Annotated in this window: 24 protein-coding genes; 6 read left to right on the forward strand and 18 right to left on the reverse strand. The window is 31.4% G+C overall.

Features of this window, described 5'->3' with window-relative positions:
* Window positions 1-46: 46 nt before the first annotated feature.
* The 6 genes from EI427_RS24490 to istA all read right to left on the reverse strand — a co-directional run bounded on the left by EI427_RS24490 (window position 47) and on the right by istA (window position 6685).
* Complete coding sequence (locus tag EI427_RS24490; protein ID WP_126620029.1) at window positions 47-979, reverse strand: SDR family NAD(P)-dependent oxidoreductase; 933 nt, start codon at window positions 977-979, stop codon at window positions 47-49.
* A 1-nt stretch (window position 980) separates the two neighbouring features.
* Window positions 981-1544 carry an SRPBCC family protein gene (locus tag EI427_RS24495; protein WP_126620031.1) on the reverse strand — a complete coding sequence of 188 codons (564 nt, stop codon included), beginning with the start codon at window positions 1542-1544 and terminating at the stop codon, window positions 981-983.
* Window positions 1545-1638: 94 nt separating this feature from the next.
* Window positions 1639-2469 (reverse strand): helix-turn-helix transcriptional regulator, encoded by an 831-nt coding sequence (locus EI427_RS24500; protein ID WP_126620033.1) that lies wholly within the window; start codon window positions 2467-2469, stop codon window positions 1639-1641.
* Between the two features lie 141 nt (window positions 2470-2610).
* Window positions 2611-3816 carry a transposase gene (locus tag EI427_RS24505; RefSeq protein ID WP_126613266.1) on the reverse strand — a complete coding sequence of 402 codons (1206 nt, stop codon included), beginning with the start codon at window positions 3814-3816 and terminating at the stop codon, window positions 2611-2613.
* A gap of 562 nt (window positions 3817-4378) precedes the next feature.
* Window positions 4379-5146: an IS21-like element helper ATPase IstB gene (istB, locus tag EI427_RS24510; RefSeq protein ID WP_126618707.1), complete on the reverse strand. Its 768-nt coding sequence runs from the start codon at window positions 5144-5146 to the stop codon at window positions 4379-4381.
* A 9-nt stretch (window positions 5147-5155) separates the two neighbouring features.
* Window positions 5156-6685 (reverse strand): IS21 family transposase, encoded by a 1530-nt coding sequence (gene istA / locus EI427_RS24515; RefSeq protein ID WP_126618709.1) that lies wholly within the window; start codon window positions 6683-6685, stop codon window positions 5156-5158.
* A gap of 590 nt (window positions 6686-7275) precedes the next feature.
* Between istA and ltrA the strand changes: the two genes are divergently transcribed.
* Window positions 7276-8550, forward strand: a complete 1275-nt coding sequence (gene ltrA / locus EI427_RS24525) for a group II intron reverse transcriptase/maturase (RefSeq protein WP_126620037.1) — start codon at window positions 7276-7278, stop codon at window positions 8548-8550.
* Window positions 8551-10033: 1483 nt separating this feature from the next.
* Here ltrA and EI427_RS24530 read toward each other — a convergent pair.
* Window positions 10034-10783 carry a hypothetical protein gene (locus EI427_RS24530; protein ID WP_126620039.1) on the reverse strand — a complete coding sequence of 250 codons (750 nt, stop codon included), beginning with the start codon at window positions 10781-10783 and terminating at the stop codon, window positions 10034-10036.
* A gap of 698 nt (window positions 10784-11481) precedes the next feature.
* Here EI427_RS24530 and EI427_RS24535 point away from each other — a divergent pair.
* Both EI427_RS24535 and EI427_RS24540 read left to right on the forward strand, forming a co-directional pair.
* Window positions 11482-12315: a tyrosine-type recombinase/integrase gene (locus EI427_RS24535; protein ID WP_126620041.1), complete on the forward strand. Its 834-nt coding sequence runs from the start codon at window positions 11482-11484 to the stop codon at window positions 12313-12315.
* A complete protein-coding gene (locus EI427_RS24540; RefSeq protein ID WP_126620043.1) occupies window positions 12299-13447 on the forward strand; it encodes an IS91 family transposase in 1149 nt (382 codons plus the stop codon). Before EI427_RS24535 ends, EI427_RS24540 begins: the two co-directional genes overlap by 17 nt.
* A gap of 314 nt (window positions 13448-13761) precedes the next feature.
* On the opposite strand, the gene EI427_RS24545 is transcribed toward EI427_RS24540, so the two are convergent.
* The 9 genes from EI427_RS24545 to EI427_RS24585 form a co-directional block, all read right to left on the reverse strand.
* Window positions 13762-14307, reverse strand: coding sequence for a hypothetical protein (locus tag EI427_RS24545; RefSeq protein ID WP_126620045.1), 546 nt, complete (start codon window positions 14305-14307; stop codon window positions 13762-13764).
* 598 nt (window positions 14308-14905) lie between these two features.
* Complete coding sequence (locus EI427_RS24550) at window positions 14906-15511, reverse strand: NADAR family protein (RefSeq protein ID WP_126620047.1); 606 nt, start codon at window positions 15509-15511, stop codon at window positions 14906-14908.
* 94 nt (window positions 15512-15605) lie between these two features.
* A complete protein-coding gene (locus tag EI427_RS24555; protein ID WP_126620049.1) occupies window positions 15606-16349 on the reverse strand; it encodes a phytanoyl-CoA dioxygenase family protein in 744 nt (247 codons plus the stop codon).
* Between the two features lie 91 nt (window positions 16350-16440).
* Complete coding sequence (locus EI427_RS24560; protein ID WP_126620051.1) at window positions 16441-17115, reverse strand: NADase-type glycan-binding domain-containing protein; 675 nt, start codon at window positions 17113-17115, stop codon at window positions 16441-16443.
* 98 nt (window positions 17116-17213) lie between these two features.
* Window positions 17214-17939, reverse strand: coding sequence for a hypothetical protein (locus tag EI427_RS24565; protein WP_126620053.1), 726 nt, complete (start codon window positions 17937-17939; stop codon window positions 17214-17216).
* Between the two features lie 102 nt (window positions 17940-18041).
* Window positions 18042-19214: a tyrosine-type recombinase/integrase gene (locus EI427_RS24570; protein ID WP_126620055.1), complete on the reverse strand. Its 1173-nt coding sequence runs from the start codon at window positions 19212-19214 to the stop codon at window positions 18042-18044.
* 86 nt (window positions 19215-19300) lie between these two features.
* A complete protein-coding gene (locus tag EI427_RS24575; protein WP_205727978.1) occupies window positions 19301-19699 on the reverse strand; it encodes a ribosomal maturation YjgA family protein in 399 nt (132 codons plus the stop codon).
* Window positions 19700-19826: 127 nt separating this feature from the next.
* Window positions 19827-20078: a hypothetical protein gene (locus tag EI427_RS24580; RefSeq protein WP_126620057.1), complete on the reverse strand. Its 252-nt coding sequence runs from the start codon at window positions 20076-20078 to the stop codon at window positions 19827-19829.
* Between the two features lie 3 nt (window positions 20079-20081).
* Window positions 20082-20624, reverse strand: coding sequence for a hypothetical protein (locus tag EI427_RS24585; protein ID WP_126620059.1), 543 nt, complete (start codon window positions 20622-20624; stop codon window positions 20082-20084).
* Window positions 20625-20781: 157 nt separating this feature from the next.
* Between EI427_RS24585 and EI427_RS24590 the strand changes: the two genes are divergently transcribed.
* Window positions 20782-21189 (forward strand): DUF2116 family Zn-ribbon domain-containing protein, encoded by a 408-nt coding sequence (locus EI427_RS24590; protein ID WP_126620061.1) that lies wholly within the window; start codon window positions 20782-20784, stop codon window positions 21187-21189.
* A 151-nt stretch (window positions 21190-21340) separates the two neighbouring features.
* Here the strand turns inward: EI427_RS24590 and EI427_RS24595 are convergent, their stop codons facing one another.
* The gene (locus EI427_RS24595; RefSeq protein WP_170178611.1) at window positions 21341-21706 is read right to left on the reverse strand and encodes a copper resistance protein NlpE; all 366 of its coding nucleotides are present in this window, start codon (window positions 21704-21706) and stop codon (window positions 21341-21343) included.
* 470 nt (window positions 21707-22176) lie between these two features.
* On the opposite strand from EI427_RS24595, the gene EI427_RS24600 reads away from it, so the two are divergent.
* Both EI427_RS24600 and EI427_RS24605 read left to right on the forward strand, forming a co-directional pair.
* On the forward strand, window positions 22177-23598 hold the full coding sequence (locus tag EI427_RS24600; protein WP_126620065.1) for an MBL fold metallo-hydrolase RNA specificity domain-containing protein: 1422 nt from the start codon (window positions 22177-22179) through the stop codon (window positions 23596-23598).
* Window positions 23598-24506 (forward strand): Rossmann-like and DUF2520 domain-containing protein, encoded by a 909-nt coding sequence (locus tag EI427_RS24605; RefSeq protein ID WP_126620067.1) that lies wholly within the window; start codon window positions 23598-23600, stop codon window positions 24504-24506. Before EI427_RS24600 ends, EI427_RS24605 begins: the two co-directional genes overlap by 1 nt.
* A gap of 112 nt (window positions 24507-24618) precedes the next feature.
* Here EI427_RS24605 and EI427_RS24610 read toward each other — a convergent pair whose 3' ends face one another.
* Window positions 24619-25740: a TlpA family protein disulfide reductase gene (locus EI427_RS24610; protein ID WP_126620070.1), complete on the reverse strand. Its 1122-nt coding sequence runs from the start codon at window positions 25738-25740 to the stop codon at window positions 24619-24621.
* Window positions 25741-25791: the final 51 nt, after the last annotated feature.

Genomic DNA, 25791 nt, shown 5'->3' on the forward strand with positions numbered 1-25791 from the left:
CAACCTCTTATTTTTGCATTTTTATAAACTGATAACTTAGAAAAAATTAAGCTACTTCTTCAGCAATTTGTAAGAATGCCTTTCTAAATGAATGATTTGAAAGACCTGTATTCATAGGTTTTTGATCTACAAGCCTACCTATTGTCTTCCCTTCTGGTGCACCGATAAGATCACCAGATTGTCCATATTTCCCGTCTAAGCAATCCGCATATTTTTGTGCTGCTTCTTTTGGACCTTGTGCCATACCAAAGAGTTTCATCATAGGGAAGCCTACTCTTTCAAATATTATACGTTTAACAGTAGGTACGTTTACTAATCCATTGGTTCCAGCGGTTAAACCAGGAGAAAACCAGATATATTCATGTTCTAAATCTTGTTCCGCTAATTCTTGAATTAACAAGCCACTCATAAATTTAGAAATACCAAGAGCATCAATATCTTTATATTTACCTTTTCCATTATAGACTGCAGAAGTAAGATCATCTACAGAGTCATATACTGGTTTTGTAATCATACCTTCTATACCACGTGCACCCTCTCCACCTGCAAATACTATTCTTCCACCACTAGCAATAAGATCATTTTGTAATAATGCCTTCAAGGTAATATAAGAACCCATTACATTCTGGTATATGGTTTTTTCAATTCTATTTCCTTTATTATTTTCAATAAACTGGAAATCATCAGAAACAATCATTCCACCAGCTTGGAAAAACACAATATCAAATTTCTCCTTTTTAGGTAGATTTGTAACAGCAGATACAATTGCCTCTTTACTTTGCATATCAAAACCTCCTCTTGCATCTAGAGTATTATTTAATTTTAAAGAAGTCCTCAAATCATCTGCTTTTTGTTGTGTTCTACAAGCGAGTACAATTCTCTTAGCTCCTTTTTCTAATAGAATTTTCACAGTTTCAATACCAATACCTCCATTTGCACCAGTAATTAGAATAGACGCGTTTTTAATTTTTGATTCCATCTTAGTTATATAATTTTTTAATTCGTTTGAAATTTTCTGGGTTAACCTCTTCTCCAGTTAAAGCGTAATGCTGTATAGCTATTGCATAATCTTCAATACCTTTTTTAAACTTTCCTTTGGCAAGCATACCTAAAAAAGCAGGATTAGTTCTATAAACCATGGTTAGAGAAATTGTTGTAGCAGTATCATTAATTACTTCTAAATTATAGAGCATATAACTTTGAGTTGTATCAATAGGTAAGCCATTAACACCAAGAATTTCTGCTTTAAAAGAGTATTCCTCTTCATTATATTCAGTCATTCTTTCTCTTGTGAATTTCTTACCATTATCAGAAAAGCTACATAATCGTTCACAACCCTCTCCATTCAAAGGTGTACCTTCAACATAATGAGATGCTGAAAGTTGAGGATGTGATTTTGCTATATCAGCATAATTTTCTCCAACTATAGTCCAAACAGAATCTGTAGAAACTGCAATTTCTCTAGTAACAGTAAAAGACTGGGTTTGGGCAAACAAGTTTCCAGAAAGTAATACCGTTAAGGTAAAAGTTAGCATTGTTTTCATTTGTAATTGTTTTTTGGTACAGTACAAATATCTACACAATTCTAAGCACACTGTGGTATTAATAGCTCAAGTATTAGAAGTATTGGTTCAATGGCTATTTCCTTAATTCTGATGGCGACGAATTATAATATTTTTTATAAGATTTGGAAAAGTAACTCACATCACTGAATCCACAATCATAGGCAATTTCTGATATGGTTCGTGATGTTGTTTTTAATAATGTTTGTGCTTTATCTAAACGTTTAGATGTAATGTATTTATTTGGTGATGTTCCGAAAACTGATTGAAACTTTCGTTTAAAAGAGGATACACTTAGTGAACAAAGAAAAGCTAAGTCTTCGATATTAAGTTCTTCAAATATATTTTTAGCTATTATCTCTTTAAACTCATATTCTTTTGCTCTAAATAAATTACCAAATATGCTTTTTGTATCTCCAGATTTGTCTGTATTAATGAGAATTGAAATCAGTTCTTTAATTTTTATATTGATGATATCTTCTGTAAAAACATCATTATTTTCTATATAAAGTTGAAGGGAAGTAAAGTAAGAAGTTATTAAAGCGTGATTATCTACTTTAACAATTGATTGATTATAATTATGGTCTACTTCTACAAACCAATTAGGTAGATCATTATTATAAATATGATGTAACAAAGCAGATGTAAGTTGAAAAACAATAACAACGGTAGTTTCATTATTAGGATTTTCAAGCCAAGTATTAATAAAGTTATCCGTCTTCATTATCAATGTATCTCCAGTAATCAACTCAATATCTTTATTGGCAGAATATAAATGAGATTCACCATTAACAACATACACAATTCTTGCTTCATCTATTAATTCATCAGTAATTTTTTTAGGGGATAAAAATTCAATTTTTCCGAGTACCACCCAGTCTTTAATACTGTATTTAATTAACTTCATATAGATTATAGGAAAAGAATATTAGTTTGAATTTAATGAAACTATCATCCAAGTTTAATTAAAATTTCATACTCTAAAAACATAAAAACAGGTTTATCAATAAGTACTTTATTACAATACTTCGGTAAAATAATATATTTTTCAAGCAGCAATTTGACCTAATTTTCGAATCATCTCAAATTGCTGTTTATTTTTTTCAACATCTACATCAATTCGAAATACACTAAAAATCTTTTTTAGTATTAACTCATTGAAATAGAGTGTTTTTATGTTAGCCATTGAAAAGGGTCCTCTTTCCTTTTTTTCTTGATTGATCCAATGAAAAGCCTTAGCAATTGAGACAGAAGTAAGTGCCATATTAGTATGAAAATGAATTTTATTTTTACTTATTCCTTGACAACCTGTAAGACTTGTATGCTGTTTTGCATCTCGAAAAAGAAATTCTATGTGAAAACGTAATCTGTAATAATTGAAAATTTGGAAGGCCTCTTGATTTAGATCTGTTGAAAAGAATATTTTTTGCTTGAGCTTTTGATTTTTAAATTGAACAAGTGCAATCATTACTTCTCTTTTTAAAGCAACGCTATAAATTTTTGCAGAGTACAAATAATATAAGTCTGTATCATCTTCTAACTGAAAAATATCGAGATCAATATTTTTCCAGTCTACTTTTCCGTTGAATTTTTTAGGTCTACCGCGTTTTCCTGTTTTTGGTCCTTCAAATAAATACCTTGCATTCATATCACCTCTAAATCGACTAAGTACAGTAAAGCCAGCCTCATCTAATGGTCGAACAAACTTTTCTTTTGCAAAATAAGCATCAGCTACAACATACTTAGAATGCGTCAATAATTGCTCTTTATGTGTAAGCAAAGTGGATGCATAATGGTCAACTAAACTCATGCCTTTCTCCTTTAATTCTGTAATTGAAGGCGTTTGGATTGCATCATAATGAAAGGCATTACGACTTTCTACATCAACAATTCCAATACCTGATAAATCCAATCCTTTTTGAGCTTTACCAGCACATCCGGACCAATATTTCCCTAAACCATAGGTTTTCTTACCACTTTTACTGAGGTAAACAGGATCGAAAGCTATTATTTTTTCATCACCACAATGTTCATTGATCAAATGATGATTAAATTCTGAAAAAGAAAAACCTGATTCGAAATTATTTCGGTAAGTTTTTTCACTATATGAACCATACCTTGATAACTGAAGAAAATTAATTTTCCCCTTGATACTCAAGAAGAGTATAAAACATTCTGTTAAAAAGTTGACTTTACTTTTTCTTAAGTCAGACATTTTTGATAATATTGGTCCTATGAAAGCTCTGCTTTCCATAATTAGCTGTTTTTTGTTGGTAGGACTTCAAAAATACAGCTTTTTATGTTTTATAGGGATTTTGAAAAAATTACCGAAGTATTGTTATTAAAAACACTTAATATACAGTATATCTTATTCTCTATTTGGGAAATTAACCTTCTTTGTCAATTTACTATTTAGTGTATTATGGTTATCCCTTAAGAAAGGTGGTACTAAAAATTTCATGTACTGTAGTCTAATAGTATAAACCATGAGCATTAATTCTGAACATCATTAAGTCGACTTTTTTTTCTTGTATTTTCATTCATCTCTTACGATCTATTTAGGTTTTATTTAATAACAATGTACAGTTTTTTTAATTATTGCCAATTTAAATGCTAAACTACGAGCGTGAAAACATTGGGCAACCATGAAGTTTTAGCTATTGTGTGTATCCAAAATAGGCACAGTCTTATTTTAAAGATAAAATTATCTTCTAGAGGGTGCAAGTCCCTTATATGCGGGATTGTATATATTAATCGAAAACTACACCACTTATTACTTCAAAAGTGCAGCACTTTCAAACCAAAAATAATGGCTTTTATTCAGTATTTGCAAGTAAATTTTCTTTTGTTTTTTTCATTCTGTAGGATTCTCCATTCATGTTGATATAAATTGATTGGTGATTTAACCTGTCTACCATTGCAGCCGTTAATACTTTATCATGAAAAATTTCAGTCCATCTATCGAAGCCTAAATTTGTAGTAATGATGGTTGATTTATTATCTGTTCTGATAGAAAGTAATGAAAATAACATTTCTGCCGAAGCCTTATCGAAGGAGATATATCCAAATTCATCACAGATGACAAGGTCATATTTTTCGAATCTATTTTCAAAAACTGTTTGACTTCTACTTTCTTTAGCTTCTCTGAGCTGAGTGACTAATCTTGGCACAGAAGTGAAAAGAACAGAGTAGCCTTCCATGCATGCTTTTACGCCTAACCCTATTGCCATATGCGTCTTTCCAGTACCAGGATTACCCGCTAAAATTACATTCTGCTTTTCTTCTAAAAAAGAAAGTTCATTTAACAAGGGTAATTTGGCTTGAGCATCTTGGGGTAAGTCATTTAGCACAAGATCATGGAGGTATTTCATGGAAGGAAAATGAGCTCTTTTGAGTCGTTCCTTATGTCTTCTTTCAATTCGATGATGATACTCTAACTCTAACAGCTCTAATAAAAAATCTTCGTATGTTTTATTTTCAATAATAGCTTGCTTCGCTATTTTCGAAAACTCTTTATTGATAATAGACAACCGTAAATCTTTAGTCAGTAATGCGATACGGTCTTTGTGATGTATTGATTTCATCTTTTTATTTTAGTTTTGTAATGAAGAAGTATTCATTTGAGAATGTGCTAATAATAGCCGTTCACTATACTGTTCTATTTCATCCTCTTTAGAAGTGACAGCAGATGGGGTTTCTGCACTATAAAGCATTTGTAAAAGAGCATAATCGATTTTACTTTGAGGTGCTTTCTGCTGGTAAAACTCTATTTTCTCTTCCAACTCTTTAATGCTAATCTTCTCTGTACGCATCCATTGGAGTACTTGTATGTATTCCTTTTCATTTCCTTTAAAAAACTGATGATAAAGTGTTTTAAAACCTGTTTGTACTTGTTGTAATGCACTTGAGTGAGCCAAAGCCCCTGGTTTTTTAGAGAAGGTATTCAAGTAGTCATAAATATCAATATACCATTGATTTTTAGTGTGATGCCTCATTTTAGTGACAATGATTTGCTCTTTGTCATCTAAAACATGAAATCTTGACGTTTCTATTTTTAAAGTGACGTACTTTCTTTTTAGCTTTTCGGGAATGGAATAATGATTACTATCCAAATAAACACAATGGTATTTATTGATCGCTAACTTCTTTAAAATAGCAGTTTGGTAAGCTGTTACAGGAACTGATCGCATATAGTTTAGTTCTTCTTTTAAGAGAACTTCTGCTACTTCTTTTTGTGCTTTAGGGGGCTTATTATTAAGTAGAATAAGTTGTTGTTCTAAATGGAGATTCGCCTTCTCTAAATCATCAAATTTTGTTGACAGACTAAACGATTTTCTACGGATATACTCAACACTACGTTCTACATTTCCTTTTTCATTACCACTATAAGCATTACAAAAGCGATATTGAAACTGATAATAAGCAGATAGTTTCAAGAGCTCATCTGTGGCAATTTTCTCTTTAGGATTATAGGAATATTTCTTAACAGCAACTCTCATATTATCGTAAACAATTTCTTTCGGAACACCTCCAATATGATAAAGAAACAGATTATGACTTTCTAGAAAGCTCTGCATATCCTGACGGTAGAATAAGTAAGCCCAACGGTAATTGCTATACTTATTCGTAAATACAGCCATCTGTAGCCTTCTTTCCTGCCCACCTAGTTCAAGACGAACTTCACCCCAATCAAACTCAATATTTTCTCCTGCCTGATAAGACTGTTTAAGGTAGATTTTCTGGTGGTTGGATTGCTCTTGTTTACGAACATAATTACAAACAGTAGTATACCCAATGAGGTGCCCTTTTTGCTGTAAATACTCATAAATGTCATGCTTATTCATGAGTTGTTTAGAACGCCCTTTCTGTCTATTCTCTTTGTTTCTATTCAAACAATCTGCAATATCTTCAACTACTTCTACTGTTAATCTTTTCTTGGGACGAGAGGTGATTTCCCGATATTGAGGAGCACTTAATATATTGGTTCCTGATTGTTGAAGAACTTCATGTTCATCAATATATTTTTTGACTGTTCTAAAGTTAAGACCCAGCTCACGAGCTAAGCTTCTTTTTGATTTTCCATTGGTGTAGTAACCTACGATTACTGCAGCTTTTTTATTCATACTAATCACATTTAAGTATCTACAAAAAGTAAATACTATTCAAATTTAATTTCGATTAGTGCTGCACTTTTTAAGTAATAGGGTGTTGCAGTTTTGGGTTAATACTTACAGGGATACGATCCCGAAGCATTAGCAAGTGACAAGGTGGTTTTCCGTGAGGAATGCACTGAAGTAAGTCAAACGGCAAAAGTTGGTATTGACAAACATTCCTGAGAACGAGAGTTTGAAAGTATATCGCAAAGCGAGACATAAGAGGCATCATTAATGGGATGAGCAAGCACATCTTTGTGAAGTCCAAAGGCGATCTAGCTCCACGACTATGCTGTGGCTTAATGATGTAGATATAGCAGTGATCAATGGAAAGAAGGTGTCCTTACTTGGGGAGATCTCTTCGTTGCAGATTCAACAAGAGAAGTCAGCCGAGGTCGTAGTAGGTAATAAAAGTACCGACAAGTTTCGGAGAACTCACCTTACTGAAGGACTGAAGGTTACAGTGTCTCAAATTTTTAATGGAGGCAAGAAATGTTGACACAGCAGTGGAATTTCTTGCTAGCCTTAAAGAAGAGAGACTAGGAATTTTAATGTAGATTATGATAGAAAAAGTTGTATCAAAAGTAAACATGTATAACGCTTATAAGCGTGTTTTTAGTAATGGCGGTGGTGCTGGTGTCGATGGAATGACCCTCGTTAGATTGCACTTTCACCTTAACAAGACATGGCCTATCAAAAAGCAACTTCTACTAGAAGGTCGGTTTCTTCCACAACCTATAAAAGGTGTGGAAATTCCAAAACCTAATGGCAAGAAGCGACTTCTTGGTATTCCTACTGTTGAGGATCGACTTATTCAACAAGCAATGCTCCAGGTATTATCTCCTATTTTTGATAAAGATTTTTCTACACATAGTTATGGATTTAGACCCAATAAAAGTGCACATCAAGCACTTCAAACATCACTAGCTTATATCAATAATGGCTATCAGAAAATTATAGATATTGATCTGAAAAGTTTCTTCGACGAAGTAGATCATAGTATTTTACTAGAACTAGTCTATAGAAAAGTAAAATGCTCAATGGTCATGAAATTACTTCGAAAGTTTCTAAGAGCTCCTATTTTAATTCAAGGGAAATTACAGAAAAGACGAAAAGGTGTTCCTCAAGGAGGCCCATTAAGTCCGTTACTTTCTAATATTGTCTTACATGAATTGGATCAAATTCTAGAAGCTAGAGGTTTACTTTTTATACGATTTGCTGATGATTTCAGTATCTACACAAAGTCTGCAAAAGCAGCCAAACGTGTAGGAAATAGTATCTATTGTTTTCTAAAAGAACATCTAAAACTTCCAATAAATAGAGAGAAAAGTGGGCTAAGGAAACCGCATCAATTTGAGGTACTCGGCTACACTTTTGTTCCTAGTTATAAGAAGGGTGCTAAAGGGAAATTTCAGTTAGTGGCAAAACAAAAAGCATGGGAAAGATTGAAATATTCTCTAAAAGAGGTCACTTGTAAAACCAAACCTATGCGTTTTGACGAACGCATCAAGAAACTTCTAGAAGTGCAACGTGGATGGGTGAATTATTTTAAGCTAGGAAGCATCAAGTTGAAACTTAAAAAGTTAGACGAATGGCTTCGAAATAGGCTTCGTTACTGCATTTGGCACGACTGGAAGAAACCCGAACGTAAGCGTAAAAACTTAATCCGTTTAGGTATTCCTCAAGGTCAGGCATATGCATGGAGTCGAACGCGAAAAGGTGGTTGGGCTGTAGCTCAAAGTCCTATTCTTAACACAACAATTACGTTGGGTAGGTTAAGACAAAGAGGCTACATTTCTATGATAGATATTTACACTAAGACAACCGAAAAGTAGCCAACCGCCGTATACGAGACCCGTACGTACGGTGGTGTGAGAGGCTCTCCCTGTCAGTTCTTACTGACGGGGCGGTCTACTCGATTATACTGTGTATATTTTTGTATTTCTAATTGTATTATGAAAGTACTGAGACTTAAAAGTTTTACCAAACGTGAACATGATTAATTGAGAAAAATCTAAAATTAAGCTGAACGTTGAAAGACTAAACCAATTTTTAATACTCTGACTTAATTGAAAAGTGAATTGACTTTTGACCAATTTCGTGTTGAAAAATATCCTTTCTATTAGTTTAATTCTTCAGACAGAAATGACTTCACTCCTGTTCCAATTTTTATTCATACTAAACCGTGCGAATCGCACGACTGCAAAAAATGAGAACGATAATAACTAATGCTTTCTGCGGGTGAATCACCCGTGATTGAAAACTTGAAGTTTAAAACCTACGTGCATTATGCAGATGCACTCACATAGATTATACAGTATAACGCACTGACTAAATTGCGTAGAGGACGTGTCGGCCGATATGCTAATTTAGTTGATGTTATGCTGTGTATATTTTTGTGTTTCTAATTGTATTCTGAAAGTACTGAGACTTAAAAGTTTTACCAAACGTGAACATGATTAATTGACAAAAAATCTAAAATTAAACTGAACGTTGAAAGACTAAACCAATTTTTAATACTCTGACTTAATTGAAAAGTGAATTGACTTTTGACCAATTTCGTGTTGAGAAACATCCTTTCTAATCGTTTAATTCTTCATACAGAAATGACTTCACTCCTGTTTCAATTTTTATTCATACTATACCGTGCGAATCGCACGACTGCAAAAAATGAGAAACATAATAACTAATGCTTTCTGCGGGTGAATCACCCGTGATTGAAAACTTGAAGTTTACAACCTACGTGCATTATGCAGATGAACTCGCATAGATTATACAGCATAACGCACTGACTAAATTGCGTAGAGGACGTGTCGGCCGATATGCTAATTTAGTTGATGTTATACTGTGTATATTTTTGTATTTCTAATTGTATTCTGAAAGTACTGAGACTTAAAAGTTTTACCAAACGTGAACATGATTAATTGAGAAAAATCTAAAATTAAACTGAACGTTGAAAGACTAAACCAATTTTTAATACTCTGACTTAATTGAAAAGTGAATTGACTTTTGACCAATTTCGTGTTGAAAAATATCCTTTCTATTAGTTTAATTCTTCAGACAGAAATGACTTCACTCCTGTTTCAATTTTTATTCATACTAAACCGTGCGAATCGCACGACTGCAAAAAATGTGAACCATAATAACTAATGCTTTCTGCGGGTGAATCACCCGTGATTGAAAACTTGAAGTTTGCAACCTACGTGCATTATGCAGATGCACTCGCATAGATTATACAGTATAACGCTTTGACTAAACTGCGAAGAGGACGTGTCGGCCGATATGCAGATTTAGTTGATGTTAGCAACTGTGACTATTTTAATTAATAATTTCTTCAGTGATAATACTATCTAAAAAGGTTATTGCTAGGTTGCCGTTACTTATTGAATAAGTATAATGATTAGTCTCTGTTTTTCTTTCGTAACCTCCTTCAGATAAATCTTCATCAAAGATATTCTTTTCTACAACATATAGGGTTGAATCAGTTTTCCAATTTTCTGAAGAAGTTGTATGCCAACCTCCATCTCCTCCATAAATACCAAAATTAAAAATATTCTTTATTATATAATCTTTTGTATCTATTGATATGAGAAACATTGTTCTACAGCAAACCTCATCTTCTTCAATGATCCTAAAATAAAAATAGTTACCTACTACAAAGTGGTCTATTAAGTAGAATGAATTATAATCGTCAAATTTAAGTAAATCCTTTCCTAATGGTTCACCTTTTATATGAGACAGGAGTTCAGGTGGAAGATTTTTTAGTTGTTTATTAAAAGAAAACACTTCCTCGTAATTTAATTTCATGAGTCTTAAAGGTGTAGTATCTTTAATATAACCAATAAGAAATTCAAGGTCATTGGAATCCATAGGCTTACTATTAACTTTATCTAATTCTACATCTTTTTTTTGAATTTCTTTAAGTGGTTTATTTTTTAAAGTATTCCTTTCTAAAACTATTTCCTGAGATATATCTAAATTTTTTGATTTGATTTTATGTTTTGATTTTTCAATACAACCTTGAAGTAAAAGTATAAATGCAAAAAGTAGAATCAGATTATTTATCATTTTAATAGAAAGTTATTTTGAAAGACAATAGTTGCTAACGAATTGACTAAACTGCGAAGCGGACGTGTCGGCCGATATGCAGATTTAGTTGATGTTATACTGTGTATATTTTTGTATTTCTAATTGTATTCTGAAAGTACTGAGACTTAAAAGTTTTACCAAACGTGAACATGATTAATTGAGAAAAATCTAAAATTAAGCTGAACGTTGAAAGACTAAACCAATTTTTAATACTCTGACTTAATTGAAAAGTGAATTGACTTTTGACCAATTTCGTGTTGAAAAATATCCTTTCTATTAGTTTAATTCCTCAGACAGAAATGACTTCACTCCTGTTTCAATTTTTATTCATACTATACCGTGCGAATCGCACGACTGCAAAAAATGAGAACCATAATAAATAATGCTTTCTGCGGGTGAATCACCCGTGATTGAAAACTTGAAGTTTACAACCTACGTGTATTATGCAGATGCACTCGCATAGATTATACAGTATAACGAAATTGCTAAACTGCGAGCGAGGTCTCGTCGACCGAGACTTGGAGTTTTAGCTGATGTTGAACAAAAGCTTCGCTAGCTAAAGCCCACAATCTCTTACCTTTAGAACTTAATTGAGTTTTTAAATTATAGTTTACTAAGATGAAAAAAAAGAGACAATAGTCGAAAAAGCGAAACGTGTTGTTCCTGATTTCAAAAACATGTTTGATCAAGTGTATCAAAACATGACACTCAGTGGAAAATCTTCTTCTACTTTTCAAAACTACATCCGTACTATCGCTAGTATCTCATTGTATTTTAAAAAGATTCCACTTGAACTTTCCGACGATCAAATTAATGATTATCTGCTTCTTCTCAAAGAAAAACAAAACACTTCTTACACAATCTTTAAACATTATGTCTATGCTTTAAGATATGTCTTTAGATTAAGTGACAGAGATGATCGGGCCATACAATTACCCTCTTTGAAACGAAATGATACTATCCCTGATATTCTCTCTGTGGAAGAATGTAAAATCATTTTCAAAACACCTAAATATTTAAAACACCGTGTGTTATTTGCTTTAACCTACTCAGCAGGACTCAGAATAAGAGAAGTCGCCCGACTTAAAGTAGCTGATTTAGATTTTGATCGTATGACAATATATATACGCGATACAAAATACAGTAAGAATAGAATTGTTCCTCTCTCTAAAACTATGAAAGTTGGATTAGAAAAGTATCTAAAACACGTAAGACCAAAGTTATGGTTATTTGAAGGATACGACTCCAATAAACACTTGGCTACAAATTCCATCGGATCATTATTCAGAGAAACTTTGAAGAAAACCAATATCAAAAAAAGAGTAACCATTCATACTTTAAGACATACCTATGCTACACATTGTATTGAAATGGGCATGGATCCTTTTACTTTAAAAGAACTTTTGGGGCATGAAGCTTTACAAACAACCATGCTTTACCTCAATCTAGCTACCGTAAAAAAATCCAATTCCTTTTCTCCTTTTGATAAAATCTATGAAACCAAAAATTGAGATTGCTGAGATTCTTCATTCTCAATCTTTTTGGAGGCATTCTACTCAATTTCTGGCTACACAAAAAAAGGATTTACACGCCATGACTTTATGTAGAACGGCAAAACTTGGTAGACATATTGATCATTGTGGAAACTGTAAGGAAATCCGCATCTCTTATAATAGTTGCAGGAATAGAAACTGCCCTAAATGTCAGGCAACCTATAGAGAAAAATGGATTACAAAAAGAGAAGAAGAAGTCTTAAATGTACCTTATTTTCATACTGTTTTTACTATTCCGCATGTGCTAAATGACCTCTGTTTACACAACCCCGAAAAGATGTATACTCTTCTTTTCAAGGCGACTTGGAATACCCTTAAAACTTTTGGAGAAAGTACACTCAAGGGTGAAATGGGCATGATTGCAGTACTGCATACTTGGGGACAAAACTTAAGTTTGCACCCTCACCTGCATTGCATTATTCCAGGTGGTGCATTAGTAAATGGAAAACATTGGAAAGGAAGTGACAAAACAGGAAAATACCTTTTCAGTGCTAAAGGACTTGCTAAAATGTTTAGAGCGAAACTTTTAGCATTAATACGAAAAGATGCTCATTTATATTCTTTTTTCACTGCTGAAATAGCTAGAAAATGTTTTGAAAAAGAATGGGTCGTCTATGCAAAAAGACCTTTTGGCGGTGCAAAACAAATCATTGAATACTTAGGGAGATATACCCATAAAACTGCCATCTCTAATCATAGATTATTGCACTATTCTGACAAGAAAGTCACCTTCTCTTACAAAGATTACAGAAATGGTGCGAAGAAAAATGAAATGACGCTTTCGGATGTAGAATTCATTAGAAGATATACGCAACATCTACTTCCAAAAGGGTTTAGAAGAATCAGACATTTTGGCTTTTACAATGGAGCAATCAAGAAAGTAAAGATTGAAAAAATAAGAAAATCAATCGGACAAGAAACTCCGAAAATAAAAGAATGGGATTGGATTAAACTGTCAAAAGAAAAACTAGGGTATGATCCTCTTTTATGTACTTGTTGTGGTAAAAGAGAGATGGTTATAATGCCTCGATTTGCTTCTCAAAGAGCTCCACCAAATCAGCAGAATGTAACGGAAAACAATTTAAAGTAATAGATTTTTACTTCATTTTTTTGCTTATGAAAGTAAGCCCAGAGGCATACACCCCAAACTTGATGAAAATACTAATTTCTCATTAAGTTGGGGAATCTAATCTTCTTGAAAAAGTAATAAATGAAGAAGAAAATGAGATTATAGCTATCTCAAAAAAAACTATGCATTAAAAAAGACCTCTCATGAAAATGAAAAGTCTATCCTAACTCCCATACAGGGAAATGTATTTCAAGCAAACAACGCCTTTGTTCAACTAGGGCTTAAATTTTGGCCTTTCAAGCCAATCTAAGCCCTAATTATTGTAAATAGTGCTTTTAATTTGTTTCATTTATTTTTTTAATTCTAACCCATTTAAAAATTATCCAAATATATTCTACCTTATAATTCAACATTTGTTCATTGTAAAACATGGCGTGATAATCTTTATGAGTTGAAAAGCTCTCTACTAACTCAACTTTTGTGTAAAAAAAAGGGATTTCATTAATTTTACAAGCTGCAAAGCGAATGTAATTGTAAGCATTCTCTTCTTTAATTTTTTCATTATAAAACTCCAGATGATTTCTGAAAAAATCCGACTTTTGAACTTTAACAGAATTACTCTTTTTATATCTTTTAGGATTAGTTTCTCCTACAATTTTTTCAACCTTTTCAATGTCATTAAAAAACTCATTTCTACATGATGTAAAATAGAAACTATTCCAAATAGAATCATTTTCAACATTATATTTATTTGAAAGTCTTCTATTATTGAACTCTTTAAATTCATTAAATATTTGTTTTTCTAGTATAGAATCTCCAATTAGTAAATACAACCCAATTTGAAGAGTAAAAACAGTAAAGATTACTTTCTTAGTAGTCATTTTTTTTTAATATCAAATTTTGAGATTTTGGTTGGACTTACGCATTATTTACAACGCACTGACTAAATTGCGTAGAGGACGTGTCGGCCGATATGCTAATTTAGTTGATGTTATACTGTGTATATTTTCGTATTTCTAATTGTATTCTGAAAGTACTGAGACTTAAAAGTTTTACCAAACGTGAACATGATTAATTGAGAAAAATCTAAAATTAAACTGAACGTTGAAAGACTAAACCAATTTTTAATACTCTGACTTAATTGAAAAGTGAATTGACTTTTGACCAATTTCGTGTTGAAAAATATCCTTTCTATTAGTTTAATTCTTCAGACAGAAATGACTTCACTCCTGTTCCAATTTTTATTCATAATAAACCGTGCGAATCGCACGACTGCAAAAAATGAGAACCATAATAACTAATACTTTCTGCGGGTGAATCACCCGTGATTGAAAACTTGAAGTTTACAACCTACGTGCATTATGCAGATGCACTCGCATAGATTATACAGTATAACGGGTTGACTAAATAGCGTAGAGGACGTGTCGGCCGATATGCTAATTTAGTTGATGTTAACCACAGTTAAAGTTAAGTAATAGTTTAATAATTAAGAGAAGATGTTAAATCTAAAGATGGAGGTATTTCAAATCCATTATCTTTTATAAAATCTCTTGTTTCCATTAATGCAAAGCCTAATAAATTTAAGCCTCGCCAAAAGTGGACATTTCTGGAAGAATCACTATCTTTTGTTAAACCAATACCCCAAATTGTATCTACAGGACTAGCTTCAACCAATACTCTTGATTGCGTATTTAGAAGATATTCTCCCATTTTCTTATGTTCAGTAAATTTATAAATATTGCCAATTTTTACAATCTCATAACGATACTTTTTCCATACCTCTTCGTCAAAGTTTTTTACTTGTCTACCTAGATCTTTTGCTTCTCCAGGTTTTTGACAATTAATGATTTGTTGATACACTATTTCATCGCCAAATAATCTAGCTTTTTCGGCCATCATCCAATGTTCGGTAGTCAAGTAAGTAATACCTTTTATTGTAAAAGAGCTTTCATACCATTGACTAAAACAAAAGTTTCCTACTTCTTCTTTATGATTTTGTGTATGACCCCAAAAGAATAAAAACTTTATTGACGTATTTGATTCCTCTTTAATTTTTAGCCATTCAAGAGAATATTTTGCTTCCATTATATTGTATTGTTTCTATATGCTATTTACTTGATAATAATTGTGGTTAACGTTTCTTGTATGGTGCGTTTGCTGCCCGAAGGGAGCAAATGAACTATACAAATTGTTGTGTGCTGGCTTTTTTTATTCCATAATGTTCCAACCAAGCCAGCGGTTCGGTTAGATTATGTCGATTAAACTCTAAATGTATTACTCGCCTTTTCTTTCCGTTTGTGGTTCTATTCGAAGCATGTAAAGTCAGAGGTTTCATTAACATTACTCCACCTTTTTCTACTTCACAGATAAATTCATTTTCTAAATTCCAATCTTTTGAGTCAGCACGAATTATTCCATTTAAGTGAGATTTCGGAATTACTTTTAAAGCTCCATTATTTTTGTCCGTTTTGTCCAAATGAATTCGAATGGTTATTGTGTCTTTTAAAATCTCAATCGGTGGTTGAACTCCGAATTGTCCTTTTTTAAAAGTCCAATTCACATAATTTTCCAAATCGGCTTTTTGATTAACTGATATGCTCAAATCTTGGTGATAAGCAACGAACCAATTCGATTCGCTTGGTTTGTCAAAATAAATGGCTTTTGTCAGGAAATATTGGGATTCGGAAAGGTTAGAAATTAAATCAATCAGTTTTCTGTTAAACAAGAGACTACTTAATTCAGGCACATTTTTAATTAATTGTCTAATTGCAAACAAGTCCTTTGTTTTCATAAACGAATTTCCGTCCTGTTCAGCATTTTCGATACAAGCTAAAATTTCGCTTAATTCGTTGTCTGAATACAAGTCAGCTAATACTGAATATCCATTTTCTTCAAGTTCTATTTTATTCTTTTTGTAATTCATTTTTCAACTTGCACACAACGGCACTGACTAAACTGCGAAGAGGACGTGTCGGCCGATATGCAGATTTAGTTGATGTTGTGCTTTCGTGATTTTAATTTGCTGGACTTTCAAAAACAAATTCTGATAAACAGACATCATTGTATTTGGTTCCAGGGTACAGTTCTATAATTTCGAATTTTAAGACGTCATTGTCTTTTAATGTGAATTTTCCATTTAGATTATATTCGCTTTTAAAAAATTCTTGAATATTCACTTTTTGATATTGCCAACTATCTGAAAGTTCAATAAGACAAACAGGATAGTTATTAAGATACATCTTTAATTGTTTTATTCTTCCATTTTCTAACCACAACTTTTCAGACTTACAATAACCGTTAAAAACTTCAATTATTCCTGAGAAGCAATAAACTTTACCATAACCTTCATATGAGTTTTTCCAATTGAACTGAAATGAAAAACTTTCTCCGATTCCATTACCTTCTTCTCCTTCAACCCATGCTGTTGTTAAGTTCAAATCAGATAAGTTATTAACTGAATAATTTAGATTTTCATTTTCTTTTAAAGTTGAACTAGCGGAAGCAGTCCCAATTAAACCAGAATGATAACCCCAAAATTCGCCATTGATTTGATCTATAAGTTTTGAAACATATTCATCATCTGAAGGTTTTGCTATTTTAGAATAGATTACTTTCAACTCATTTTCCTGAGCAATACAATAGTTTAAACCTAATAGTTCAATTATTAATATGAATAATAGTTTTCTCAAGCTTGTAATTAGTTTGGTACATGAAGCACAACGCGTTGACTAAACTGCGAAGCGGACGTATCGGCCGATATGCAGATTTAGTTGATGTTGTGTACTTTTTATATTATCTCTTTATATTCTCGACCATTAAATCCATCATGAACCAAAATTATTTCCGTTCTCTTCATTAAAACTTGACTAGATAGATATAATTCGAACCTTTTAAAGAAATTAATATTTTCAGTGTCTTCCCAATATATATTGAATACTGGAATTTGTAATTCATAGCTTTCAATGTTGTCTTTTAATAAGACAGCTCCATTCCCTGAATCATTGAAGAAACCATGTTTCATAAGTTCATCTCCTAAGTATTTATAATTATTATTATATGTTCCATTATAATAAATTGTATTACCACTAGCATCGTAATTGTATTTTTCTCCTTCAAAAGGTGGAGTTAGAAATGAAAATATAAACAATAAAATTAAAATAGAAATGACACCAATTAAGCTTATACCTAAACCTTTCCAAATTGACTGTTTTTCTCCTCCATTATTAAAAAACTCCAACAAATCCTTATTTTGATATCTTTCTACAATTAAGGAAATAATTATAGTATAAAATAAAGGGATTATTTGTTTTGGAATATCTGATAATATTTTATCAGAAGCTAGAAATAAAAATGAGAACAGTATTATTGAAAATGCTAATGTGATAATTATTGTCAGTTTTGCTTCCTTTTCTTTGTTTAACTTTGAAAAATTGTGATAAATCAAAATTCCCCCTGCAAGAGGACCTCCAATAAATGTTGCTAAATTAATTGTTTTAAAAGAGTATAACTTCATAGGTAAAATTGAAAGTTTTTAGATATATGAATTGTACACAACATTTTATAAACTCAATTAAAATAATGTCACTAATTGAGTTGTAGGATATATTTATTGCGTTTATTCCATCTCGTCAAGAGGAGACTTGAACCCCTGGATGACCTTAGTGGAAACGTGTGTGTAAATTTCAGTTGTTTTACTTGAGTTATGACCAAGTAAAGTTTGAATATAACGTAAATCAACACCACTTTCTAACATGTGAGTGGCAAAACTATGTCGTAATGTATGTACTGTTGCAGGTTTATTCATTTTAGCAATAACTTTTGCTCTCTTAAAAATATTCTGAACACTACTCATACTGTAACGTTTTTGCTTAGGACCCTCAAATAAATATACCTTTGGTTTAAATATTTTAAAATATTCTCTTAAAATTTCTAATGCCTTTTGAGATAGAATTGTTTGTCTATCTTTATTCCCCTTCCCTCCTGAAATCGAAATAGTCATTCTATCTGAATTGACATCTGTAATTTTCAACTTTACACATTCACTAATCCTTAAACCAGCAGAGTAAATTAACATTATAATTGCTTTGTGTTTAAGATTTTTACAGGCATTTATTATAGAGATTACTTCTTGTTTTGATAAAACATTAGGTAGCTTTTCTTCTTTTCTAGGCCTATCTACATGAAAATATTGAGTATCCATACCTACAATCTTCTCAAAATAGAATTTAATTGCATTTAAAGCCTGATTCTGATAAGATGTAGACTTCTTTTTATCTCTTACGACATGTAATAAATACTGCTCTATATGTGTCTTATCTAATTCTAAAATTGGTGTTTCTATAAAATAATATAGAAACTGAGAGAATACACACAAATAAGCATCTGCAGTATTATAAGCATATCTTCTACGCTCTAAATGATCTATCATTTTTAATAAAGCTTCTTTAATATGTGCATGTTTCACTCTACTATAACGTATATATAAAGTTTTATAAGTATCCTTCTCTTCTGTAGATAAATAAGATGCAGGCTTATAACCATAAAATGCATTAGAATCTATCCAACAAATACCTTTAAATGTTTTAATTATACTTTTTAAATGAGCTTTTGTATTTGGAACATAAACACATTGTAAAACTTCATTCCATTTTCTATTTGGAATAGTTTTTATCAATGTTTTAATTCCATCAGTCCATGGGAAATCAATTCTAATGTATTTATTTCCTTCTATTTGAATATGACTCAACTTAATATTTGTTCTTGATGATGACTTTGTTTGTAATTCCATTGTCTTAAATTTTAATGTTTAAAACAAAATTCATCAATAAATTAGTATTAACCGGTGAATAAACGGATACTTCCGTTTGTCATCACTTAAGTTGATTTGCCCATTTTTGAAAATGATTTTTCTAAAAAATATCCAGTTAAAGTTCCAATAGTATATGCAAATAAATCACTCATTAAAAAACCACGCCCCAATACTAGTGCTACAAATCTGTTTGTCCTTAAATTGACAATCCAATCTGCCTGATACAGTTGTTGGAGCTCAATTAAATAACAAATAAATACGCTATATATTAAAATCCATCTCGAATCTTTCTTATTAAAGACAAAGCCAACAATAAAATAAATCATCAATGCATAAAGGTAATCTCCTACTCCGCTGTAAATAAGTGTATTTAAAAATTTACTACGAGTTAATAGACCTATTACAATTATAAAAGCAATTATTATAATGTATAACTTTCTATTTCTTAAATAATGATTCTCCAAATTTCAAAAATTTGTTTTATATAATTTGAGTTCTCAATTATATATCAAATACTTATTTACTCCTACATACTAAACCAAAGGTAATATGAATTAGTGGTATATAATTTTGCTTTAGTACTCAATTAAATTACTCCCTTTTTTTTAATTCAGCATTAATTGCCTTGATAGATTTTCGTTGTAGAGGAAGTATTGCGATACAAGAAAACACAACTGAAAGCAATGGAATAAAAATCATTTTATTCTCCTGTGCGATTATGCAATAAGTAGTTGTAATTAATAGAACAGTTAAAATCCCAATTAAAGCTCCTATAAGTGTTCTCACACCTTTTAATTGGTTTAGTAATTGTTCATTAGTCTTACTTATTAATTCATTTTTCATCAATTACTTAGTTGTAATATTTTCATAAATTTCATCTTCAGAAATCTGTCTGAAAGAAAATTTATATCCTTCATAGAGTGCTATACCATAAAATATTATATCCATTGGATTAAATGTAGAAGTCATAATTTCTGGTATCAACGTAAAGTCAATTAAAGTAAGCGTTTCTACAATTGTCATACCTTGCTCGTTTGCAACTAACCAAATAATTGTCATAAAATTGCCTAATACACAACCTAATAATGCCATTGCTGCACCTACAATACCAAATATCTGATCTACTCCTTTTCCAAATAATCTAGTAGTATAACCTACTAATAAACCTACTGCTACAGCCATATAACCAATCTGATAATCGGTTGCTACAGTAATTGCAGCCCATGCTATACCACCAATAACGGCAGCAATTAAACCGCCAATAAATGCCATTGGTAAATTTTGATCTAGCTTTATTTGCTCCATAAAATGAAGAAACTTTTCTTCTGCTGCTTTCTTTTGATTTTGTTCTAAGTTTGCGTCTTCAAGTAATTGATTGTTATTTTCCATTTTTAAAAGTGGTTTTAGATAAAAAAGAGGGTTAGTCTGATACACCCGTTTATAAATACATTACTAGTATATTTTTCAATAATAGTCTTTTATATATTGAAATACATTAGTAACTTTCTTCTTAACGATTCTAATAACTAATAAATCTCTGCTTACAATGATACATAAGACTTGCTTAGCTTGTAATACAAAAATTATTAAAGGACGAAGTGACAGGAAATTTTGCTCAGAATCTTGCCGAGCAACCTATAACTATAACCTGCGTAAGGTTAAAAATAATGGTATAACTATACATCAAGAAATCTTAAAGAAAAACAATAAGATCCTTAAACAGCTTGTTCCAAATGGACATGGTACAATCCGTAAAAAATTAGCAAGCGAATTAGGATATAATTTCAACTATTTCACTCACTTCTATAAAACGAATAAGGGAATTTATTATTTCTGCTACGACTTTGGTTTCCAACCGATCACTAAAGGTAGTGCCGAGAAAATGTTGGTTGTACAGTGGCAGAATTATATGGAAAGACAACAATTTGACCCTTGGTCAAGAGTTGTAAAGTAAGAGTTGTTAGCCTTGTTCATGTTTTTATAGATTAAAAGAGTTGTAAGTTAGTAACCAGATAAATTGAATTGAAGTTATTATTTTTTGGCATGGCTTCGCCACGTCAGTCACATTACAATAACTTATTTTAGTCGCATAAATATAGATTATTTTATTGGCGTTCCAAAATATACATATCCGACATTTTGCTACTTATTTTATTTCCTTTTGAATCAAGTTGTTGCAAATTTCCATTAGTAAATAAGTATAAGAATGCTCCGTGTTTTCTACCTTTTAATTTCACTATATTATTTTCTACAGTAAAAGAGCCTCTCTCCATTTTTATTCTATCAGATTTACCCATGTATTCAGATGTTAACATAAAAGTTGAATCTTTTGTAAGTACAATACCTGTTTTAATTCCAGAACAATCTGCACATGGGATCATACCTTTGTATTTCCCTATAACGGATTCACTTTGTGGTGCACAAGAGAAAAATGAAATAAGTAAAACGGATAAAAATAATATGTTACGCATATAGATAAAAAATTGAGTTATGTTAAAGTTGACTTCAAATATAAAAATGTTTTTTACAATCATGAAATAATTTTTTGTACAAAAGTAAATTGATTCAGTTACTACTATTATTTACAATAAAAATGTTTCCACTTTACCAAAAAAAGGTATTAATTAAAGAATTTAATAAGCTATTGATCGCTAAAAATTAATTCTCAACTTTTAATTACTAAATTCTTAATACAAGAGAACAATTTTGTAATAAATAGAGTTTAAAATCATGATAAATCAAATTGCAGAATAAGAACTAAATAGATAAATAGTGTTTTTTTGGTGTAAAAATAGATTTGGTATTACACTTTAGAACATTGTTTAGAATTTTATGTTACTGTTTTTCAATATCTAAAAAAAATTATAATTTAAAACTTAATTCTAAACGGTTTACATACTAACTTAGAGTTGTATTTACACAATCATTTTTTATAATAATTATGAGACTCACTTTTTGGGGTGCTGCACAACAAGTAACAGGAAGCATGGCAATGCTAACCTTAGACGATGGATATCAAGTACTAATTGATTGTGGTATTGATATGGCTAATCTTTCTGAAAAAGACCCTATTTACCCAAATTCAGCATTCCCTTTTGATGCTACATTAGTAAATGTAGTACTTCTAACGCACGCTCATCTCGATCATTCTGGGAAATTACCCAACTTATATAAAGAAGGTTACGAAGGACAAATTTTATGTACTTCGCCAACCGCAGATTTATCTAGAATATTGTTAGAAGATTCTGCTAGAATTAACCAGCGGAAATTAAAGGCCTACAACAAGAAAAAAACAAAAGGTCAATCTATAGATCATTATACTTTTATACCTGATAATCTGTATACAGAAAGTGATGTAAACAACACTATGAATGAGGTTGTTCCTATTCAATTTTCAAGAAGGTTTAATGTAAAACCTGGTTTATGGGTTACGTTTTTACCTGCAGGTCATCTGTTAGGTGCTGCACATATTTATATTGAAGTTGAAGAGAATAACGAAAGAAAAACATTTCTTTTTAGTGGTGATATTGGGCGTAAAGACTACCCTCTTTTAATTGATCCTGTAGAAGTTCCTCAGGCAGATTACGTAATCTGCGAAACGACTTATGGAAACAGAGAACATACTAAAATTGTAGACTCTGCAAAAGAAATTCAAGATGTTATAAAGCGTACTTGTATTGATATGCCAGGACGTTTAATTGTTCCTGCTTTTAGTATTGGTAGAACGCAAGCTGTTTTATTTGAAATGCACAAACTTTTTGAGGCCAATAAACTACCTCCTATTAAAGTTTTTGCAGATAGCCCTCTTGCTATGCAGAGTAATCACATTTATGAAAGATACTCCTATCTTTTAAATAAAGAAGCTAAAGAATTTAAAGAAGACAATGATAGTTTATTCAATTTTGAAAACATTGAATATGCACAAAAACAAAACGATAGTAAGGCAATTTCTAACTACACAGAAGCTTGTATTATTATCTCTTCTTCTGGAATGTTAGAAGGTGGTAGAATTCAACATCACATACAGGCCAATATGGAAAATCCTTATGCAACGGTATTAATGGTAGGATATTCTGCTGAAGGAACTTTAGGAGCTCGCTTACGTGACAATGAAGGTTTTCTACGCATGGGTAGTGAAGAACATAGAGTACATTGTAAAATTGAACAAACAGATTCTTTTAGTGGTCATGGTGATGTAAATGATTTACAAAACTTTATCAGTCAACAAGATAAAAACAAGGTGACTCAAATATTTTTAAGTCATGGTGAAGAAGAATCTATGATTGCTTTCAAAGAAAGAATTGAAAATTTAGGATATAAAAACGTTGTGATCCCTACTAAAGGGCATGAATTTATAGTATAATGAAAAGGGTAACTTTAATTGGGGCTGGAAAAGTAGCCACTCATTTAGGAACAGCATTAGAAGACAATGGTATAATTATTCAAGAGGTCTTTAGCAGAGATATTAAAAAAGCACGAAGCCTTGCTCGTAGATTTTATGATGCAAGACCTACTGATTCTTTAAACTTTAAAAGTAGCTATTCAGAGGTTTTTATAATTGCTGTAAGTGATAATGCTATCTCTGATGTTGCTGAACAAATTGTATTACCAAATCACAATGCAATACTTGCGCACACTTCAGGTGCTACACCTTTAGAATCACTTGCTGGAAGTTCTCTGTATACTGGTATTTTCTATCCTCTACAAACATTTTCTTTTGATAAGACAGTCGATTTTTCTCAAATTCCAGTCTGTATTGATGCAACTACTAAAGGTGCTTTAGATAGGCTTGCAGAATTAGCTCACCGACTAACCCCTAAGGTTTTTCATCTTACAAATGAAGAAAGAAAAAAGCTACATATTTCTGCTGTTTTTGCCTGTAATTTTACTAATTATTTAATGGAAGTATCATCTCAAATGGCAGACGAAGCTGGAATGGCTTTCCAAGACCTTAAACATTTAGTTGATGAGACAATAGAGAAAGCATTTACTTTAGAAGCTCCTATAGATGGACAAACAGGACCTGCAATTCGAAAAGATATTAAGACTATAAAACGCCATCAAGAGTCTTTAACTACTACTCACCCTAATTTTTTACCAATTTATCAAATGATGACTGACGCAATTCAAGGTAAAGTTGGACAATACAAAACTGCTCATGAAGTAGAAATTGATAGGTTAGAAAAAGAACGTTTACTAATCGAAGAACAAATTGAAAAAGAAAGAGCTGCTTCTGGTTTAAGTCAAGAAGACGAAGATTATATAGCTTAATATAAAATCACCACAAACATTCTATAGCATTACATATCAGCTATTTACAAAAACAAAAGCCACCTTTAACTTAATAAGTCAAAGATGGCTTTTTATTTTTCCTATGAAAAATTTATTGATTTAGAAAAGATAATGCTTTATCTATTTCAGCATCCAATTGCTTTACTTGTTTAGGACTTCCACCACCGCCAATTTTAGCATATCTGATTATTCTATTTGGGTCTACTATTAAGATATAAGGATATTTTTTTATACCTAACGGCTGAGTTATATAACTTCCTTCACCAGCTACTTGAAATTTTATATTTTTAAATTTCACAAACTGTTCTGTTTCATAATCCTTATTTAAACTCACACCAATAAATTCAACATTTTGGTTTTTGTATTTCTCTTGTAAGTCATTTACTGTTTTGTATAAATAATTACAAGGATTACATTTTTCATAAAAGAATACAAAAAACATAACATGATCAGTATTTTTTCTTGTGTCAATTTTCTTATCGTCTAACGTAAGTATTTTTAAATGAGGTATCTTATCGCCTACTCTTTCAAATTTTTCTTCTGCAATAATTTCTTTAGCTTTTAACGATCTTTCTTTGTATTCTTCTTTGGTATAAATAGTAAAACCATATAAAGAAAAATGCTCTTTCGGTACATCGTGTGTATATGTTATAGATTTTGCTGTTAGAGTGATGTAGCCTAGTTTTTTATCAAAAATTACAGTCTCTAATGCAAACCCCTTAGCAGTTGAACGATGATTATAAGTTAAACCTAGCTCTTCGGTAGTATAGATTTCTTTTACCTGACCTTTCACTTTTAAAGTATATTTTTGACATTCAATACCAGCAATTGTTTTGGTCTTTCCTTTTATCTTTTTTGCATTTCTTTGCCATTGCCCAAAATCTTTAGAAATGGCATATCTAGTTGCATCTTCAAACTTACAAGTATATTGTTTTCGTTCGTTATAATCTAGTAGCGTAAATACATCAAAGTCTCTACTTTTATTAGTATAAATTCTTCTCATTACTAACCTGTCTTTGTTATAAAGTACAGTTACCTCATTGTAGAATAAACTTTGACTCCTTTCCTCTTTTGTAAGTTTTCTTTCAAATTTGACATCAAAATTTACCACTACAGCTCCTTGTAGTTTTTTTACTTTTTCTGTTCTGTAATCAGCTTGAGCAAATGCTGTAGTCGTAGTAATAAATAATAGTAATATGGCGAAGATTTTCATTTTAGCTTATCAGTAATAGTCATAAAAAATAAATGACTTGAAAGTTAAATG

The organism is Flammeovirga pectinis (genome assembly GCF_003970675.1).
Classification (GTDB): Bacteria; Bacteroidota; Bacteroidia; order Cytophagales; family Flammeovirgaceae; genus Flammeovirga; species Flammeovirga pectinis.

Coding starts and splice junctions, on each gene's coding strand:
- EI427_RS24490 (WP_126620029.1), bottom strand. CDS start 979: ATGGAATCAAAAATTAAAAACGCGTCTATTCTAATTACTGGTGCAAAT.
- EI427_RS24495 (WP_126620031.1), bottom strand. CDS start 1,544: ATGAAAACAATGCTAACTTTTACCTTAACGGTATTACTTTCTGGAAAC.
- EI427_RS24500 (WP_126620033.1), bottom strand. CDS start 2,469: ATGAAGTTAATTAAATACAGTATTAAAGACTGGGTGGTACTCGGAAAA.
- EI427_RS24505 (WP_126613266.1), bottom strand. CDS start 3,816: ATGGAAAGCAGAGCTTTCATAGGACCAATATTATCAAAAATGTCTGAC.
- istB (WP_126618707.1), bottom strand. CDS start 5,146: ATGAAATCAATACATCACAAAGACCGTATCGCATTACTGACTAAAGAT.
- istA (WP_126618709.1), bottom strand. CDS start 6,685: ATGAATAAAAAAGCTGCAGTAATCGTAGGTTACTACACCAATGGAAAA.
- ltrA (WP_126620037.1), top strand. CDS start 7,276: ATGATAGAAAAAGTTGTATCAAAAGTAAACATGTATAACGCTTATAAG.
- EI427_RS24530 (WP_126620039.1), bottom strand. CDS start 10,783: ATGATAAATAATCTGATTCTACTTTTTGCATTTATACTTTTACTTCAA.
- EI427_RS24535 (WP_126620041.1), top strand. CDS start 11,482: ATGTTTGATCAAGTGTATCAAAACATGACACTCAGTGGAAAATCTTCT.
- EI427_RS24540 (WP_126620043.1), top strand. CDS start 12,299: ATGAAACCAAAAATTGAGATTGCTGAGATTCTTCATTCTCAATCTTTT.
- EI427_RS24545 (WP_126620045.1), bottom strand. CDS start 14,307: ATGACTACTAAGAAAGTAATCTTTACTGTTTTTACTCTTCAAATTGGG.
- EI427_RS24550 (WP_126620047.1), bottom strand. CDS start 15,511: ATGGAAGCAAAATATTCTCTTGAATGGCTAAAAATTAAAGAGGAATCA.
- EI427_RS24555 (WP_126620049.1), bottom strand. CDS start 16,349: ATGAATTACAAAAAGAATAAAATAGAACTTGAAGAAAATGGATATTCA.
- EI427_RS24565 (WP_126620053.1), bottom strand. CDS start 17,939: ATGAAGTTATACTCTTTTAAAACAATTAATTTAGCAACATTTATTGGA.
- EI427_RS24570 (WP_126620055.1), bottom strand. CDS start 19,214: ATGGAATTACAAACAAAGTCATCATCAAGAACAAATATTAAGTTGAGT.
- EI427_RS24580 (WP_126620057.1), bottom strand. CDS start 20,078: ATGAAAAATGAATTAATAAGTAAGACTAATGAACAATTACTAAACCAA.
- EI427_RS24585 (WP_126620059.1), bottom strand. CDS start 20,624: ATGGAAAATAACAATCAATTACTTGAAGACGCAAACTTAGAACAAAAT.
- EI427_RS24590 (WP_126620061.1), top strand. CDS start 20,782: ATGATACATAAGACTTGCTTAGCTTGTAATACAAAAATTATTAAAGGA.
- EI427_RS24595 (WP_170178611.1), bottom strand. CDS start 21,706: ATGCGTAACATATTATTTTTATCCGTTTTACTTATTTCATTTTTCTCT.
- EI427_RS24600 (WP_126620065.1), top strand. CDS start 22,177: ATGAGACTCACTTTTTGGGGTGCTGCACAACAAGTAACAGGAAGCATG.
- EI427_RS24605 (WP_126620067.1), top strand. CDS start 23,598: ATGAAAAGGGTAACTTTAATTGGGGCTGGAAAAGTAGCCACTCATTTA.
- EI427_RS24610 (WP_126620070.1), bottom strand. CDS start 25,740: ATGAAAATCTTCGCCATATTACTATTATTTATTACTACGACTACAGCA.